The organism is Geobacillus proteiniphilus (assembly GCF_001908025.1).
GTDB lineage: Bacteria > Bacillota > Bacilli > Bacillales > Anoxybacillaceae > Geobacillus > Geobacillus proteiniphilus.
In genome coordinates, this window is record NZ_MQMG01000021.1 from 1 (window position 1) to 16,080 (window position 16,080).

Sequence of the window (16,080 nt, forward strand, 5' to 3'; positions counted from 1 at the left end):
ATGTAATTCAATATTTCACGCGGCGCAAAGTCGTTGATTTTTTGCAATTCGTCTTTGCTCCACCATTTTAGCCCTTTCAGTGTGTCTTTTTCGTTCTTTGTCATATGTTCGATAGACAACACCGTATCGGATTGGATCGTGATTTGATAATAAATTTCCCGGCTAATAAAAGAACCTTGTTTTCCTTCAATCCATACATCCAGTTGGAATATGGGCTCACCGAGAAGATCAACAACTATGCCTAGTTCTTCGTATAATTCCCTTTTTAAAGCTTCAGCTGGGGTCTCGTTTTCTTCAATGCCCCCTCCTGGAGTAACCCATAACACTTTGTTTCCTGCCACGTCCCGAAATTCAAATTTCTGAAGAAGAATTTCGTTTCGCTCATTGACGATCACTGCTCTAGAACATTTGCGTATCCTCATCGGGCGCTCCTTTCCGAATCTATTAGATCATTTGCTGATGCAGTTGGCCTTGATTACCAGTCTATTACATTATAAGATAAGCTTTAGCAAGTTTGATATGCCCGTTGGAGCATTTTTTCATTGTCTCTCATCGCGGCTTCCGATCCCCCTCCGAATCCATACAACAGTGATCAACACCAATAGGAGCACTGCAAGGGATAAAACGGTCAGTTTGCTGATGAAAAATACGAGAATCATAAAATAGAATAATTTCTTCCCCGCCCTTCAATCTGATCCTTATATCCGATAAGTGTATTCTTCATGGTATTCGGATAACCCACCTTGAGTCTAAGCTCTTTTAGAGACATCACGGGATTCTCAACCATGATCTTTTGAATTCGTATTATTTCTTGTGAATCGTATGCTGCCTTATAAGCCATAAAGGGCGATACATAGTCGCTGATGTTAATAGAGGTGAGTTCTTCGTGTCCCGTCCATTTGTATAGTTTGATTTGCCGTTGAAAGTTAATTAAGTTATTCCCTTCAATGAGAAATCGGTATATTAAATCACTTTTTATCTTAGCGGTATTGGATGATTCGAGATAATTTTGTTCCAGCAAAAATATAACAATCCCCATAAATGTATCCACTATTTGCAAAGGTATTGATTTGACAGAGTTTTGGGAAAGGACATTAACAACGCGATAATTTTTATTGCGATAAGCCGAATGTGCATTCATCTGTTCAATGATTTTCGTTTCAAGAAAAAGCTTATCATACTCATCATTCTGGTCTACCTTAATCTTCACCCTAACCATTCCAGATTCTTGACTCGATAAATCCCGAGTCATTCCATAAAATAACCTTTCCGGTATTTTAATATAGAATAAGTTTCTTAGCTCAGTCGTCGTTAATCCAATTCTTTGTGCCGCATATAAAGCGTCCTTATTATTAACGGTTAGAATATTAATTTGTACATTCTCATTAATAACCGTATGAAGGGTTTGGAAATATTTCTTGACAAGGTTGTCTTTCGTATACTCTCGAAAATGAAGTTCACTAAAAGAATTACACTGTTTGAAGATATTTCGAACTTGCTTAACTACCTTCGCCATCGAGGCATCGGTTCCCCCATAGGCCCCATAGTAAGAATAGTCAGCGTTAAACTGGTCAAGCTTATTACTTTCATCAAAATAGATTAAGTAGTGCATAAATGAGCAGACTCCCCTATTTTCCGATACATAATTTCATTTTTTGTTGACTAAAACACGTTTATATCTTATAGTTAGAATAGCAAGATGTTATTTTCCCCGCTACCGTTTGGCAGGGCTGATAGCATCTCAACGTACGGTAAGATAGCTTTTCCCCGCTACCGTTTGGCAGGGCTGAGCTATCTTTATTATATTTTTGACATGAGCGGTTGTGTTTTCCTTCTCCTCTATTCTATGTTATTTGGTCCTGCCGCAATAATACTGAAAACTACATAATTTGTCAATAAAATACATACTATTCCCAATTATTCCTCTCACAATCAAATAAACAGGCATTGAAATCACCAGTGAAACGATCGACATGACCTTGTTTTCTTCATCACCCTCAATTAAATCGAGTGATTGAGTGTTCCGTCTGCCTTCAGCCGCCCTTCCGCCACAGAAAGAGATTTCTAGACATACAAAAGCAGCTTGCCAATTCAGCGGCAAGCTGCTTCTTTTCGCCTCGCCGATCAAACCGTGACCGACTCTTTTGCTTGTTTCAAATGAATATCAAAGCGGTCGGCGTTCATCACTTTGACCCAAGCGTTGATAAAGTCGCGGACGAATTTTTCTCGGTTGTCGTCTTGGGCGTAAAATTCCGCGTACGAACGAAGGATCGAGTTCGATCCGAAAATCAAGTCGACCCGGGTTGCCGTCCACCGCACTTCGCCCGTTTTCCGGTCGCGGATTTCATAAATGCCGCCTTCGGTCGGCACCCATTCATAGTTCATATCCAACAAGTTGACAAAAAAGTCATTCGTCAGCACCCCGATGCGATCAGTGAAGACGCCGTGAGGCAGATCACGGTAGTTCGCACCCAACACCCGCAAGCCGCCGACGAGCACGGTCATCTCTGGTGCGGTCAACCCGAGCAGCTGAGCTTTGTCGACGAGCAGCTCTTCCGGCGGAACGCTGTACTCTTGCTTTTGATAGTTGCGGAAGCCATCTGCGAACGGTTCCAATACCGAAAAGCTCTCGACATCGGTTTGCTCTTGTGTCGCATCGCCCCGTCCTGGAATGAACGGCACTGTGACATCAAAGCCGGCGTCGCGGGCCGCCTTTTCGACCGCGGCGCTGCCGCCAAGAACGATGAGATCGGCGATGCTGACTTTCTTCGGCAGCTCGCTTTGGATGTCTTCATACACCGAAAGCACTTTGGCTAAGCGTTCTGGTTCGTTCACTTCCCAGCCTTTTTGCGGGGCAAGGCGGATGCGGGCGCCGTTGGCTCCGCCGCGCTTATCCGAGTTGCGGAACGTGCTGGCCGCAGCCCAAGCTGTTTTCACGAGTTCGCTGATCGTTAACCCTGAATTCAAAATCTTCGCTTTGATTTCTTCGATTTCGGCATCGGTCAGTTCATAATCGACTTTCGGAATCGGGTCTTGCCAGATAAAATCTTCTTTCGGAACTTCCGGACCGAGATATCTCGTTTTCGGACCCATATCTCTGTGAGTCAGTTTAAACCACGCCCGGGCAAATGCATCGGCAAATTCTTCTGGATTTTGATGGAATCGGCGGGCGATTTTTTCGTACTCCGGATCAAACCGAAGCGCCAAGTCCGTCGTCATCATCATCGTCGGAACTTTTTTCGACGGATCCTCGGCATCCGGTGCAAGGTCTTTTTCATTCGGATCGACCGCCATCCATTGCCATGCCCCAGCCGGACTCTTCGTCAGCCACCAGTCATAGCCAAACAGCATGTCGAAATACGATGTATCCCATTTGGTTGGCGTCGGCGTCCAAGCGCCTTCAATGCCGCTTGTGATCGTGTCGCGTCCCTTTCCTTTTCCATACGAACTGATCCAGCCCAGCCCTTGCGCTTCAATCGGGGCGGCTTCCGGCTCGGGGCCAACATGTGTAGCCGGGCCAGCGCCATGCGCTTTACCGAACGTATGGCCTCCTGCAATCAAGGCGACTGTTTCTTCATCGTTCATTCCCATACGGCGGAACGTTTCGCGAATATCGCGCGCCGCTGCTTTCGGATCCGGCTTGCCATCAGGCCCTTCTGGGTTGACATAGATCAGCCCCATCTGAACAGCCGCAAGCGGATTCTCGAGTTCGCGATCCCCGCTGTAGCGTTCAGAAGCGAGCCATTCTTTTTCCGATCCCCAATAAATGTCTTCTTCCGGATGCCATACGTCTTCTCGGCCGCCGCCGAATCCGATCGTTTTTCCTCCCATGGATTCGATGGCGACATTGCCTGCCAAGATGAACAAGTCCGCCCAAGAAATCTTGTTGCCATATTTCTTTTTGATTGGCCACAGCAACCGCCGCGCTTTATCCAAGTTGGCGTTATCCGGCCAGCTGTTTAACGGCGCAAAGCGCTGCGTGCCGGTCGAAGCGCCGCCGCGGCCGTCACCAATGCGGTACGTGCCAGCTGAATGCCAGGCCATGCGGATAAACAACGGCCCGTAATGGCCGTAATCGGCCGGCCACCAGTCTTGGCTTTCCGTCATCAGTTTGCGCAAATCTTCTTTGAGCGCCCAGTAGTCTAGTTTTTGAAACTCCTCAGCATAGTTGAACTCTTCATCATGAGGATTCGTTTTTCGGTCATGTTGATGGAGAATGCTTAAGTTCAGCTGGTTCGGCCACCAGTCTTTGTTTGTTGTTCTGTTCGAGGCATGACTGGTCACGCCGCCATGATACGGACATTTGGAAACATTGTGTTGATTTTGGTTTTCCATTCCCTCTTCCCCTTTCATCATAAATTCAAATTTTATCATTATCTTTCTAGTTGTTTTCTCTGACAACTAGAATTGATAATGATTAGTACATTAAAATTATACTAAATTGATATTTATTAGTAAAGGATAAAAAATATTTTTTAGTATACAATCTTCCTATCTTCGATCGCACCATCGTATCAACTCAAGACATGCCATTCCTATCGTATATTTTGTCTTGCATGCAGCGAAGCATGTCAAACGTTTAGCGGATTTGAACCAATACTCGCTCCATGACCGCCGCGTCACCATCCATCCCCAAAACGCGGTTGATTTTCTTGCTTCCCATCCCGCTCCGTACTCAATCATTATCATTGATTTTCCAGATCCGACTGATCAAATCGTCAGTGATCTATATATCACTGAATTTTACACTCTTCTACACCGCTCCTTGCTGAAGAGGGATTGTTTGTCTGCCAATCTTCTTCTCCTGAAGATACGCCCATCATCTTTTGGAGCATTGGAAAAACCATCGAGAGCGCAGGGTTTCAAAACCTTAGTTATCATACAATTGTCCCCTCTTTGCGTATGGGAAAGCGTTGGCCATCCAATGTTTTACATCTCCCGATTCCTCTCCCTGTCCATCCATATTTTCCTCTAGACTATCATCCATAGCGAACAAATGCGGATTTTGTAGAAATTGCGCGAATGGCACAGTACAAGACTGTTTTAGGGCACATATATATACAGTACAAACAAGCCATATGGACAATTTAAAGATGGACGGATCAAAACAATCTGAAACCATGAAAGGAGTGATGTCTATTACATCAGCTATGGTCCTCTTTGCCTTTTTCTTTACGATCATGCTCATTTACTGGCGCCCAAAAGGAATGAATGAGGCCATTCCCGCAACCATCGGCGCGTTAATCGTCATCGCCAGCGGAGCGGTGAACGTGTCCCATCTGATGGATATTAGCGTCAAAGTAAGCGGGGCGGCCATGACAATCATTTCAACTCTTGTCATGGCGCTTGTGCTTGAAAGCATCGGGTTTTTTCATTGGATCGCCTCTCTTCTTGCCCATCGGGCCAACGGGTCGGGGATCCGGTTATTTTGGTACACCAACACCCTTTGTTTCCTGATGACGCTTTTTTTTAACAATGACGGCAGCATCATGATCACGACGCCCATTTTACTATTGCTTTTAAACAGCTTTCAGCTGAAAAAACATCAGAAATTGCCATATCTCATCAGCGGGGCGTTGATTGCCACCGCCTCGAGCGCTCCGATCGGCGTAAGCAACATGGTCAATTTAATTTCATTAAAAATCATCGATATGAACTTATACATGCAGACAGCGATGATGTTCGTTCCCTCGGTGCTGGGGTTGTTGTTTTTGCTAGGGTTATTGTTTCTCGTTTTTTATCATGATATCCCTAAAACGCTGCCTCCAATGGTGGTTCCTATTACTCCCCGCTCGTTTTTCCACCATCCTCTGAAGGACCGTTCCGCCTATGATGAGATGAAAGTATCGGAAAACAAAATGAAGATGATTCTTCTGTTCGTGCTGACTGTCCGGTTGAGCCTGTTTGTCGCTTCGTACATGCATATTCCGGTTGAAATGGTCGCGCTCACAGGATCGTGTGTACTATTAGGATGGCGATGGTACGCTTTAAATATGTAACCCCGCCAAAAATCCCTCCTTCGTTTCACGCCAGGAGGGATTTTGGCTTGTCAATGACAGTTTAATCAAGTTTGCCCCACACCATCCCATAAACAAGAGATCCTCCGTCTGGTTCGATTCGCCATCTTGTAGTGTCCCTTTCTCTATGATGGAAAATGGACGGTTTTTAAATGAATCACCTTCCAATAAATCGAATCTCCACCCGCTGTGACAAGTTCGGCGATATTACTTTGCACATGTTTTAACAGGCCAATTTTCATTGGGTGATCACCCAAATCAAAAATGACTAATTGACCTTCCATCTTTTTCAGCTGTTCTTCCAAGGACCGCTGCAAGGAAAACGAAGTCGGCTGCACCGGCAGCACATCGTTTCCTAATGTGTAAGGAGTAATATTTTTTTGGTAGGGAGTTAACCATTTTAAATGATTCAACGAGATGAGCATGGCTTTATAGACCGGTGAATAAAAAACAAAGTAATCATTGAACACATTGGTAATATAACCATGGATCGATTTATTTCCAATCACATAAATTTCAACAAATCGCCCTTTGGCATTTAATAACGTCTTTCGGTAAGAGATTCCCGATTCTTCCTGCAACGGGACTTCCGGAAAGGGACTGGCGATTTGGAAGGTGGGATCAGTGTGGAGTTTGACGCAATGAATATGCAAATGGGGGACATACAAATACTCTTTCCCTGTATAGATCACCACAATATCTAAACCAAAGTCGACAAGAATCCCTTGAACCGTTGTCCCCCCGGAAATCTCCATCTTCACATGTTTTCCTAACAATGTTTTTAGTGGATCCATTGCCTCTCATCCTTTTTGGTTTCAGGTGAATGCCGCCTGTTGCATGTTAATCGTGTTTGAGGTTTTGATCCTCTTTTTTCGGTTTCTCCTCTGATTTTTCCTGATGGTCACCTTTTCTCTTATTCTTGTCTTCCCCATGTTTTTTCGTCTTGTCGCGTTCCTTTCCTTTTTTCTCCTTTTCACTCTGCCCTTCTTGTTGCTTATCGGAAGACGATTCTGTCTTCTTCTCGTCTTTGACCTTTTCTTCTTTCTTTTTCTTTTCTTTCTTGTGCCGTTCCCCTTCCTTTTCGTCCTTTTTCTCCTGATGGGATGCTTGCGATTCCTGCTGTTTTTGTTCTCCCTGGTTCTCGCCGCCTCCTTGGCTTTCTCCCGCCGTCACCGCTTGAAACGCTCCTTTGGGGCCACAGCTGATGCTTTTGATGTGATAAGGATGGACTCGAATAATTTCATTTCCATTGACAATTGTATAATATCCGCTGCCGCTGGGAACGAGGATCCCATACCCGTCAAGTTTAGCGGTATAAAATTTTTAAGACGATACTCGTGTTCATCCCCGCAGTGAATGATGGGGATCACATCCATTATTGGGCATACCAAATACCCCTCCAGAAGAGGGGTATTTGGTATTTATATCCATATCTAATTCTACCATATCTCTAATTTCGTTAAGATATCTGATGCCGTTTCTTCCCCTTTCCTTCGACCTTTCTTGGCATGTTTTCGTAACAGGGAAAGGAGAGAGAAAAGGTTGATTTCCGCCATATGCGAACGCAAAAGCAACTGGTGCCAATACGATTGGAGAAGATCGAGCGCTTTCCGTTCACTGATTTGAATGTCTTCCTTTTGATGCCAATACATCCGAGCTTGAAACAGAAACGTCTGGGTGACCAAAATGGCAATCAACGTCCCGTATAAATGGCATTCGAAACGTTCTTTTTTCATCTCCTTGACTTTCTCCAAATCAAATACGGATTTCCAGGCTTTCAACAACAATTCAATTTGCCAGCGCAGGGAATAGAGCTCATAAACCTGTTGACCATCAAACGACTCTTGTGGTAAATTCGTCAGTAAGATGTGGTATTTCTTTTGTTCGAGGGTTTGGCGTGCCAGCGCCTTCCCTTTTCTTTTTTCCTTTTTTCGCACATACGCCATCCGTTTTTGCCATTCTTCCGCCGTCAGACGTCGAAAAATCAAGCGTGGGATATACAAGCGCTCATGCCCGATGTATACATGCTCCATTTCCACTGATTCCCCTTCCTCTAATTGATTCCCAAGGGATTCCCAATCCCATTCCTTCCACTGGCCATTCTCCTTGATATACACTTTCATATCGGAACGGAGCCGAGTAATAGAATACGTTCCGCGGGCGTCGATCTCGGCCAGTGCGGCAACGGAGAAAAAGCCCAAATCCCGAATACATAGGTCATTCGGTAAAATCGTGTGCTGGGCATGATAGGCAAAACGGGCGTCCGAGTCATTGGCCGATTGAACGCATAGCTGAAGGCAGGCGCCGGATAACAAATCATATTCAAACTAAAGTTTTGCCCCCGACGAAACGGAACCTCGATAGTCTTCCCCATAGTCAGCGGGAACCAAAAAGCTGGTTGAGTCCAAAATCCGCAGGCGGGTAAAACAAGTTCGATAGGTCTCCATGGCTGACAAAAGCAATGGACGTTGATGCAGGAGGAGAAGGAAAAACACTTCTCGCAAAAATGCCACGGCCCGATCGGTAAAACGCTGATTCAAGCCTTCGCTTGAAAGGGAACAGCCATGCCAGAGCGTCAAGGCCGCACACAACCGCTGAAGCGACTGTTTTGCCAGTGAGCCATCTCCCCATGCACAGAGAGTCAGAAAGGCTTCCGCCGTTAACGAACGCTGCCGCCGGATAAAGCCTGTTTTCCGTGCGAGACGGGTTCATTCTTCGGGAGAAAAGAGTTGACGAATGGTTTGAATCCATGCTTTCATTTGTTTTTCCATGAAAAAAATCCTTTCTAACGTGGAGTGTTCGTTAGATAAGGATACCATGTTTTTGACGATGCACAAAGACCAAAATTCTTAACTTGATGGGTATGGGTTGGCGCCCCCTCGTTCACCACATTCATCCTCTTGTCTCATTAGCTGAATCCATGATGAGAATGCCCTGAAACTGCCGAGAAAGCTTGCCAAATCAACAAATATAACACTTCACGAGTGTTGATTATCCAAAATTAGACATACGTCTTCCATAAATTTGGGCATACTCAAACAAAGCAGCGGCCATCCCGGATTTCCAATCGAGAGGAAGCTGCCCAGAGAAAAAACGGCGAACAAACGAAATGAAGGAAAGAGAGACGTTCGTCCGTTTTTTGGTTTGATCATACAGCCATCGCAGCAACACATACGCAATGAACGCCCCAAACAGCTGATTGTATACCGCATTTTCCGTCGTGCCAAACAAGGTTGGGACATTCAGATATTGCTTTACCCAGCGGAAAAAGACTTCAACGGTCCAACGTTGTTGGTACATGTCGGCAATGGTTTCCGCAGACGCATGGAAGAGATTCGTCACGACCCGAATGTCGCGGCCATTCGCATCTCGAAAGATCACCACCCGGTGACGCTTGGTGGAGCGGCATTGTTTCGTCCCCAACTGGCACGTGAAGTCGGCTTGAACCGATGAGGATGTGCTGGAAAGGCGTTTCAAGCTTTTTTTCTGATGAAGTTCGATGTTGTCCTTCATCCGAATGACAAAGAGCTGATGCTGCTCCACAAATCGATCGAGGCGTTCGATTTTGAAATACGCCCGGTCTTCCACGAGCACTTGTTGAGCGTTCGTCAACTGTTCTCCCACCGGGCCATCATGACGCAGTCCGATGGTTTCCACCACGTCTGCCGGCAACGAGGATTCCGGCGAATACGCGACGTGCAGCTTCACTCCGGCGCGTTCGCCGTGATACGGCGCCCATGGCAGGCGGTTTTTCCCGACCGTGACGGTCGTCGAATCCACCACCCGAAGCGGTTTGGGAAACCGAAGCGAACGGCGGGTTTGGCGGTTGCACTTGGAAATGATCAACGCCAACAAGCGTTTCATGATGTCATAGGGAACTTCTTTCGCTTTCTTGGATACAGTTGAATAATGGAATCGCGGCAATCCATACAGAGGCCCCACATCGGCTCCGTGGCGAAAGCTTTTCCATTGATGCATGGCGGCCAGCAGGAAGAAGTGAATCAACTCGCGCAACGGAAAGGTTCGAGACGAATCACGATACCCAACCGCTTCGGCAATCCGTTGAATCTCTTCATCCGAAACAAGTTTTTGCATCAAATTCGGGAGTGTGGTATGCTTGTTCATAGAGAGCACCTCCTGGGTTTGTTTGTGTTGCTACTCACATTCTACAGGAAAGGTGCTCTTTTTTCTATACCCTTTGGATTTTATTGGATAATCAACACGCCTGATAACACTTTTTGCTTTTCACTCAATAAGTGAATGTCCGACACTTAGCTAAATCCTTGATATAATAGGGTTTTTCGGTATTTTTCATGAACCACTGTCACGGATTCAAGAATTAGTTATTCCCCCATTTACAGGAAATAGGTCAAAAAATAGTTATTCATCAGAATCATTTCTCCAAACATTATCATTTAATACAGTAGTACCAAACCTAAACTATTGGGAAAGGATGATAGATGAATGGTTTGTGTGTGCAATGGTGGATTGTTTCCCCAATTGTTTTTTACGCAGTCTTCAACTGATCTGCCCATTACAATCCCGCTGACAGGAACAGCCGTCACGGAAGTGCTTCGTTTGCAACCGATTACCACCCTGAGCGGGGATCGTGTCAAGCTTGATTCGATGGTCGAATTGGAATTGGCCGTATTGGCTCTCCTATCCGGCGTGACCTTAACAGGCATTACGTATCGCTTAGAGCGTTCAACGAACGGAGGAGCCTTTACGCCAATTGCATCCCTTGATGTCGAATCGCTTCTTCCTGTGTTAACGGCTGCCGCCAACACGACGCTATTCCCGAACTTGACATGGGTGGATGTACCAGGAGTGGGCACGCATATCTATCGCGTTGTTATTGAAACGAACGGAGGAATTCTATCCACTTTGTTAAGCGGCATCACAGCTGAAACTCGCGCCTTGAACGCCCTTGTCGTCAAAAACGCATAACGAATAAAAAGCTGACTCAATGAAAAGATATATAACTCACATTTCGCACCATGAATAAAAATTCGAAATAAGCCCGATTTGACCGAATAAAAATTAATTATTTTACAATTTTTTGTATAAAAAATTATTTTTATGCGAATATCCGGGTTGTTTTTTGTATATTATGCAAAGGTTGCGAAATATGAGATATAAATAACCATTGAGTCAGCTTTTGTTTTGTAGTTTCCGAACGAAAACGGTTTGTCATGAACCAGCCCTGATTGTACAATGTGTTCAGCCATTAAGTATGAATGACAATATTATTCAACGCTCGCATCCCGTCAGGAAACTGTTGACAGAAAAAAAATCCTTCCATTTTGTAGGTTGTAGGTTGTTCTCCCATGTCGATCTGAAACTGAAAGTTGGAAAAAGAAAGGTTTTGCCCCGGCTCAATTTTTGATACTCGAACCGGCTTTAACCAAAACTCCCCTTTCTCTTCGGCCATTTGCTCCGCTTGTGCGGTCATATAGTTCCATGGCTCCATCACTAATGGATTGATACGTTGGTCATATTGGATACCATCTCCTAATTTTGCCGATAATGCAATGTGTTCTTTAGGGGTGACCCTTAAACATATAAAAGGATTGTCCAAAGGAACAGAACCCATATTGCGAATCGTGAAGTTCGCTGCAACTGTCCCTTTGTGCCCCGCTGTTTTCGGAAGCAATAATGAATATGTGAAATAACAAATGGCACGAATCTCATCGTGTTTATCCTGTTGGGTCAAATTTTTCATCTCTTTTAATGCTTGTTTGACAACATGAAGCTCCTTCTCAATGGCACGGATTTTATTTTCCATTTCTGGAAGATGGCTAATCATCCTTTTCCTCCTCCCCTGTAACCGTTCGTTATTAATTTTATATGTATGAAAAAAGAGGAGTGATCTCCTCTTTTTTGCGGGATAAACAAAACATTGTTTTTTACATCGTTGGAAAGACGGCAGGACATTGCGGCGGAAAGACATCCACAGGGCATTCTTCTTCGCAGATGATTTCCGGGCGGGGTTGGCAAAATCTTGCAGCGACTTCCAAAATGACTTCAAATGTCACGACAATGCTTTGGCAGATTCTGATCGAAATATTCGCAGTAATGTTGTTCCCGTTTTGCGTAAACGCCCCTACGCGGCAAGTATTGAAGGTATTTTGCACAGCATTGCAGCACACCGTTGTGCCTTCTGGAGCACAAAGAATCACTTCTTCACTGGTCGTGATCAATACGGGGTTGCTGAGCACCGTGACCTGAGCGCCAGATGTATTGGTTCCAGTCACCTCTAAAACGACTTGAATCGTTTTGCTTAAAGTGACAGCCTGCAATGTTACTACTTGATCGCCCACCATACACTCAATATCGCGGCGAGGCGCGTCTTCGGCACACTCCAACAAGGTGATGGAACAATTGACCTGAGAAATCGTAACGCCGGTTAAAGAATCAGTCGGAAACGTAAAGGTGATCTCTTGGGCGAGCTGTACAACGTGTGTTGTCCAGTCATATACTTTACAAACTTGGATGCATTCACGGTCGAATTGTTGAGCAAATTGCTCTAAATTAATCGGCATGGAATATACCCTTCCTTTCATTACATTTTTTTAGGCTACTCTATAGTATGTCATGAACGAATGGGAGTGATGGTTAAAAAGCCTATTTTTATAATTAAAATCCATTGTTTAGGACAAAGATAATAAATTTTACAGAAAAAGACGTCTGAAAGCCTACGGTTTCCATCGTGGGATGAAAGATGGCGTTGTTCCGTCGCCCGACAGTCGATCAAATGCCGGTTGGCTCTGTAAAAGCTGCAAATGGTAAAGTTTCCAATTGCATCTATATAGGAAATCCGAAATACACTCAAAAACGATTCTGTACCAATACAGCCTTAACTGATACATTTGCCTCAAATGAAGTGTAAATACTCATCCATTTTTTGCATATAATCACTAATATGACAGATGGCTAAAAAAGGGGGGTGAAGCCGTGAGTGGAGATCATAAAAGTATTCAATTGCAGCAACAAATCATCCATCTAAAATCCGAATTAGACAAATACAAAACATTGCTCGCTTCGTTAACCTCTGAGGACCAGTTAGCCCATCTTCACGAACAAACCAACCAGCTAATGGCTGAAAACACTGAACTTACCGAGAAATGCCGACAGTATGAAGACATGTTGTCTAGGCAAACAACGGAGATTCATGACTTATCGGCAATGTTAGAGAAGATGGATCAAGAAAACGGGAAGTTGCGCGAGGAGATCGAGCAATTGAAAACGGAGCATTCCTATTGGAAAGAACAAACAAAAATGAAAGAAGAGCACATCCAGTCTTTATTAAAAGAGATAACGGATTTAAAGCAAAAGCAAACAGAATGGGAAAAAGAGCGGGAAATGATCGAAGAAAAAAAACGATCCCTAGAGAGGGAGCTTTCTATGCAACGATCTTTCATGAACGAACATGTTTCGTTTCAGTCAACATTAACACTTTGCAAAGAAAGGATCGAGACGATGGAAAAAGATTATGGTATTTTAAAAGAGTACAACCATCAACTATCTCGAGAGGTGGAAGAACTGAAAAACGCTCTGGTCACTCATAAACCAGAAGCAGATGAACTGAAAGAAGAAGTTCGCCTCTTGGTCAACAAACTTCATACGGTGGAAGAAAAACTATCGCAAATGGATCAAGAGAGACACAAGGATTTATTGGTTTTACAAAAACACATTTTAAACCAACAAGTTGAACTGGAGTCTATTTTGGAAAAAACATCGCGATTTTCTAGAGAAATTGAACATCTATCTAAACAAATGGAAAATTTTACTAAAAAATGGGATGACCGAGAAAGAGAGGATCCTGATAGCAACATGAGCGAATTAAAAGATATGTTGCGTCAGATTGTGCAACTATTGACCATAGAACACGAAACTTCCTCTCGAACGATCCAATCAGCCAAGCAACTGGTTGGCAGCAAACAGACAGAATCTTCATCGTCGAACAGCTTTTTGAAACTACAAGAATTTATTGATGAAACAAAACAGCCCATCGTGGTTTCACCTGTAAGAACCAAAGAATCACATCTAACCTCATCAACCCATCTATCTTCTCAAAAGTCCAACCAGATGAAACGTGTTCGAATGGAGAACCATTCCTCTCACCATAGTCGCCATCCATCCCGACGACATCAATCGTCGGCAGGAGAGGAAGAGGACAGGTCACCGAACTCACCAGCATCCACCATCCAATCGCAAGATACGCTAGGTACAGAAGCCAGAATATCTGAATGGATCAACAACAACGAACATACACTTTCTATCCCTTCGCAAACTGAACTTCCATTCGATAGGGCGTCCGCTTTAGAAAGCCAAGATCGAACCAATACAATAACCCATCATGACCAATCGTTTAAAGACATGAGGGGGAATCACCAAAAAACAGAAAGTGAAAATGAGATCCATGAAACACTGATGCTTCCAGCTCCAATAACAAAAAATGAATCAACCATGCAGGATGTGCTCTCCTCCCCCGCCGCTGCCCCCCTTTCGCCTACCAAAGCAACTAGCGAAACGAACCTGGCCCATCCATCTTCTTCGCCAATGGAAACGGATAGAATGGTTCAGGCAGACAATCCATCCGCTGAAGAAGAAATAAAAAGCCATAAATGGCGGCTGCTATCCTTCTTCAAAAAGACGAAAATTGTCCCGTAACCAAGAGGTGGGGAATCTCCCTGCCTCTCCTATTTTGGATCCAAAACATCGCCTTTCTTTTTTTCTTGAGCCAACGCGGGCCGTGAATGGATGCCACGTAGCAGCTCAGCACCCGTTCGAAGGGCGCGATCACCGAATTTGGCCCGCAGCTGTTCGATCGTGTGCCAAAGCGCTTCGGCTTTCGCTTCCTCTTCATAATGAAACAAATCGAGCTGCTTTCCTTCTTCCCGCTCGTCAAACACGTGAATCGCGGCGATGCCAAGAAGCCGCACTGGGCGGCCGTCCCAATGCTTTTTAAACAACTGTGCCGCGTAAGAATAGATCGCTTCCGCGTCGTGGAACGGATGATTCCCTGTTTGACTGCGGGTGATCGTGTGAAAGTCATGATAGCGGATCGTCAGTTGGATGGTTCGGGAGACCACCTGTTTTTGTTTCATCCTTGCGCTGACCGAGGCGGCTAGCTGGCGCAACACAGCGAGCAGTTCCCGCTCTTTGTCCATATCGTATGGCAACGTCGTCGAATGGCCGACCGATTTCCGTTTCTCCCCTGCGTCGGGATCGACCGAACGCGGATCGATGCCGTTTGCACGGTCGTGAAGACGCGGACCGTAAACGCCAAATATCTGACGAAGGAGTTCGCGGTCGGCCTTCGCCACATGGCCGATTGTGCGCAGGCCCAACGCACGCAACTTCTCAGCAGTTTTATGGCCGACGCCATGCATCTGTTCGACCGGAAGCGGCCATAGCACGGACGGGACATCGCGTTTACGCAGCACGATGATGCCGAGCGGCTTTTTCATCTCGCTTGCCATTTTCGCCAAAAACTTATTCGGGGCGATGCCGATGCTCACTGGAATGGACAGCTGCTCCAACAGCCCGCGCTGGATATGATGGGCCACGGCCAGCGGGTGAACGGTTGGCGTCCGGCCAGTCATGTCCAAATAGCCTTCATCGATCGAGGCGCGCTCCAAAACAGGCGAGAAACGCTCGAGCCATTGGAACATGCGGCGGCTCATCTCGCGGTAAAAGGCGAAATCCGGCGGCCGCACGACAAGGTCCGGGCAGCGTTTTTTCGCTTCCCAGAGCGGCATCGTCGTATAGATGCCAAACTGTTGCTTTGCCACATAGTTCGCCGCCAGCACGATCCCTCTCCGCTCTTTCGGGTCCCCTGCTACGACCACCGGCTTTTCCCGAAGCGTCGGATGGCGGGCGATCTCGCAGCTGGCGAAAAACGAATTGCAGTCGACGTGAAAAATGATCCGTCGGCGGGATTCACGCTCTGTTGACATGCCCTTTCCCTTTCTTTTCTCTGTTTTCTTCTTCATTGTACCAGATCATTTGTTCGCGGAAAACAGCCCATTCTCCTACGTGCAGAAAGTCTTTTGACGTC

General features: G+C 45.4%; 12 protein-coding genes and 1 pseudogene. 3 read left to right on the top strand and 10 right to left on the bottom strand.

What is annotated here, in order from left to right; translation table 11 throughout:
* The 3 genes from BRO54_RS08735 to katG form a co-directional block, all read right to left on the bottom strand.
* Window positions 1-422, bottom strand: a 422-nt coding sequence (locus BRO54_RS08735) for an NUDIX hydrolase (RefSeq protein WP_074043751.1), incomplete at its 3' end; no start/stop codon positions are given.
* A gap of 233 nt (window positions 423-655) precedes the next feature.
* Window positions 656-1,612, bottom strand: coding sequence for a DUF3800 domain-containing protein (locus BRO54_RS08740; RefSeq protein ID WP_074043701.1), 957 nt, complete (start codon window positions 1,610-1,612; stop codon window positions 656-658).
* A gap of 512 nt (window positions 1,613-2,124) precedes the next feature.
* Entirely contained in the window at window positions 2,125-4,335 is a 2,211-nt protein-coding gene (gene katG, locus BRO54_RS08750; RefSeq protein ID WP_074043703.1) for a catalase/peroxidase HPI, read from the bottom strand.
* A 785-nt stretch (window positions 4,336-5,120) separates the two neighbouring features.
* Here katG and BRO54_RS08755 point away from each other — a divergent pair.
* A pseudogene (locus BRO54_RS08755) lies at window positions 5,121-5,996 on the top strand (ArsB/NhaD family transporter); the annotation flags it as partial.
* 146 nt (window positions 5,997-6,142) lie between these two features.
* Here the strand turns inward: BRO54_RS08755 and BRO54_RS08760 are convergent.
* The 4 genes from BRO54_RS08760 to BRO54_RS08780 form a co-directional block, all read right to left on the bottom strand.
* The gene (locus tag BRO54_RS08760; RefSeq protein ID WP_074043704.1) at window positions 6,143-6,811 is read right to left on the bottom strand and encodes a DUF2642 domain-containing protein; all 669 of its coding nucleotides are present in this window, start codon (window positions 6,809-6,811) and stop codon (window positions 6,143-6,145) included.
* A 46-nt stretch (window positions 6,812-6,857) separates the two neighbouring features.
* On the bottom strand, window positions 6,858-7,190 hold the full coding sequence (locus BRO54_RS08765) for a hypothetical protein (RefSeq protein ID WP_074043705.1): 333 nt from the start codon (window positions 7,188-7,190) through the stop codon (window positions 6,858-6,860).
* 266 nt (window positions 7,191-7,456) lie between these two features.
* Entirely contained in the window at window positions 7,457-8,332 is an 876-nt protein-coding gene (locus BRO54_RS08775; RefSeq protein WP_239691233.1) for an IS4 family transposase, read from the bottom strand.
* Window positions 8,333-9,008: 676 nt separating this feature from the next.
* On the bottom strand, window positions 9,009-10,142 hold the full coding sequence (locus BRO54_RS08780; RefSeq protein ID WP_074043707.1) for an IS4 family transposase: 1,134 nt from the start codon (window positions 10,140-10,142) through the stop codon (window positions 9,009-9,011).
* A 339-nt stretch (window positions 10,143-10,481) separates the two neighbouring features.
* On the opposite strand from BRO54_RS08780, the gene BRO54_RS08785 reads away from it, so the two are divergent.
* The gene (locus tag BRO54_RS08785) at window positions 10,482-10,964 is read left to right on the top strand and encodes a hypothetical protein (protein ID WP_074043708.1); all 483 of its coding nucleotides are present in this window, start codon (window positions 10,482-10,484) and stop codon (window positions 10,962-10,964) included.
* Window positions 10,965-11,244: 280 nt separating this feature from the next.
* On the opposite strand, the gene BRO54_RS08790 is transcribed toward BRO54_RS08785, so the two are convergent.
* Complete coding sequence (locus BRO54_RS08790; protein ID WP_074043709.1) at window positions 11,245-11,823, bottom strand: hypothetical protein; 579 nt, start codon at window positions 11,821-11,823, stop codon at window positions 11,245-11,247.
* A 100-nt stretch (window positions 11,824-11,923) separates the two neighbouring features.
* Complete coding sequence (locus BRO54_RS08795; RefSeq protein WP_074043710.1) at window positions 11,924-12,559, bottom strand: BMQ_0737 family morphogenetic spore coat protein; 636 nt, start codon at window positions 12,557-12,559, stop codon at window positions 11,924-11,926.
* A 412-nt stretch (window positions 12,560-12,971) separates the two neighbouring features.
* Here BRO54_RS08795 and BRO54_RS08800 point away from each other — a divergent pair, with 412 nt between their 5' ends.
* Complete coding sequence (locus BRO54_RS08800) at window positions 12,972-14,690, top strand: coiled-coil domain-containing protein (protein ID WP_074043711.1); 1,719 nt, start codon at window positions 12,972-12,974, stop codon at window positions 14,688-14,690.
* A gap of 29 nt (window positions 14,691-14,719) precedes the next feature.
* Here the strand turns inward: BRO54_RS08800 and BRO54_RS08805 are convergent, their stop codons facing one another.
* Window positions 14,720-15,979, bottom strand: coding sequence for a DNA polymerase IV (locus tag BRO54_RS08805; protein ID WP_074043712.1), 1,260 nt, complete (start codon window positions 15,977-15,979; stop codon window positions 14,720-14,722).
* Window positions 15,980-16,080: the final 101 nt, after the last annotated feature.

Bases quoted from the DNA above. Each gene is read 5' to 3' on its own strand.
- BRO54_RS08740 (WP_074043701.1), bottom strand. From the start codon at position 1,612: ATGCACTACTTAATCTATTTTGATGAAAGTAATAAGCTTGACCAGTTT.
- BRO54_RS08780 (WP_074043707.1), bottom strand. From the start codon at position 10,142: ATGAACAAGCATACCACACTCCCGAATTTGATGCAAAAACTTGTTTCG.
- katG (WP_074043703.1), bottom strand. From the start codon at position 4,335: ATGGAAAACCAAAATCAACACAATGTTTCCAAATGTCCGTATCATGGC.
- BRO54_RS08790 (WP_074043709.1), bottom strand. From the start codon at position 11,823: ATGATTAGCCATCTTCCAGAAATGGAAAATAAAATCCGTGCCATTGAG.
- BRO54_RS08785 (WP_074043708.1), top strand. From the start codon at position 10,482: ATGGTTTGTGTGTGCAATGGTGGATTGTTTCCCCAATTGTTTTTTACG.
- BRO54_RS08805 (WP_074043712.1), bottom strand. From the start codon at position 15,979: ATGTCAACAGAGCGTGAATCCCGCCGACGGATCATTTTTCACGTCGAC.
- BRO54_RS08795 (WP_074043710.1), bottom strand. From the start codon at position 12,559: ATGCCGATTAATTTAGAGCAATTTGCTCAACAATTCGACCGTGAATGC.
- BRO54_RS08760 (WP_074043704.1), bottom strand. From the start codon at position 6,811: ATGGATCCACTAAAAACATTGTTAGGAAAACATGTGAAGATGGAGATT.